This is a genomic window from Shigella sp. SIG3, from assembly GCF_053555855.1.
In genome coordinates this window covers 1-1,185 of record NZ_JBQZXE010000245.1, presented here as the reverse complement: position 1 = coordinate 1,185, position 1,185 = coordinate 1, and the positions used below count along the sequence as shown (strand labels likewise).

Below are 1,185 nucleotides of genomic sequence, written 5' to 3'. Positions count from 1 at the left end.
TAGTTAGGGTAGTCACTATATTTGCGACTGAGCTGGTCGCTATTTTTAACCAGGCTGAAAAATTGAGTCAATATATCGAAAGCGGTAGTTGGCGGGCATAAGTATGTAATGATGATTCTGCACTGGTGTTGAATATTATTCACGCCAAACTTTCCTCATTGAGCAATGTCGTCGCAAGTGGCCTCAATGATTTTAGACCATTATCAGAGGTCCGGAGCGGCGGGAAGAGATTTATTGCTGTGGAATAATTGTGGTACTGATGATTATTTATATCCCGGATTGGTAGGGAAAAGCTTTTTTCATGCACTATTTTTGCAAATATTTCTATATGGGAAGCGGTTTTGTTACAGATTAAATTTATAAAGAAATGCATTTGGGGTGTTGGGTTGAAGAGTAGCTGGTAGATGTTATTGTGCCAGCAGGGGCAGGGGAATGTGCCGTATCGATATGCTTTGGCAATTGCGTGTGCCGCAGATGGAGATGAAATGCCAATAAAAAAGCCTGAGTTCGATGAGGGACGAACTCAGGCTGGTGTTATGTTTTACAGTAACACGCCTCGGCGCGTTGGCTGATTAGAACTGGTAGACGATACCAACTGCCAGTTGGTCGTCGGTGTTCAGTCCATGAGCGAGAACATAATCACTCTTATCAAGCAGGTTGATCTGATAAGCGGTATATATGTTCATATTCTTATTGAAGTAATACCAGGTACCGATTTCAATATAGTTCAGACGATCAGAATCTTTGTAACCTGTAGACTGGCCCCCTGAATCTCCAGACAACCAATATCACTTATTTAAGTGATAGTCTTAATACTAGTTTTTAGACTAGTCATTGGAGAGCAGATGATTGATGTCTTAGGACCGGAGAAACGCAGACGGCGTACTACACAGGAAAAGATCGCTATTGTTCAGCAGAGTTTTGAACCGGGAATGACGGTCTCCCTTGTTGCCCGGCAACACGGTGTGGCAGCCAGCCAGTTATTTCTCTGGCGCAAGCAATACTAGGAGGGAAGTCTTACTGCTGTGGCCGCAGGAGAACAGGTCGTTCCTGCCTCTGAACTTGCTGCTGCCATGAAGCAGATTAAAGAACTCCAGCGCCTGCTCGGCAAAAAAACGATGGAAAATGAACTCCTTAAAGAAGCCGTTGAATATGGGCGTGCAAAAAAGTGGATAGCGCACGCGC

2 pseudogenes are annotated in these 1,185 nt (G+C 44.3%); one reads left to right on the top strand and one right to left on the bottom strand.

Features of this window, described 5'->3' with window-relative positions:
• Window positions 1-572 precede the first annotated feature (572 nt).
• A pseudogene (locus ACUU1I_RS20625) lies at window positions 573-752 on the bottom strand (porin); the annotation flags it as partial.
• A 93-nt stretch (window positions 753-845) separates the two neighbouring features.
• On the opposite strand from ACUU1I_RS20625, the pseudogene ACUU1I_RS20620 reads away from it, so the two are divergent.
• Window positions 846-1,185: pseudogene (locus tag ACUU1I_RS20620) on the top strand (transposase); the annotation flags it as partial.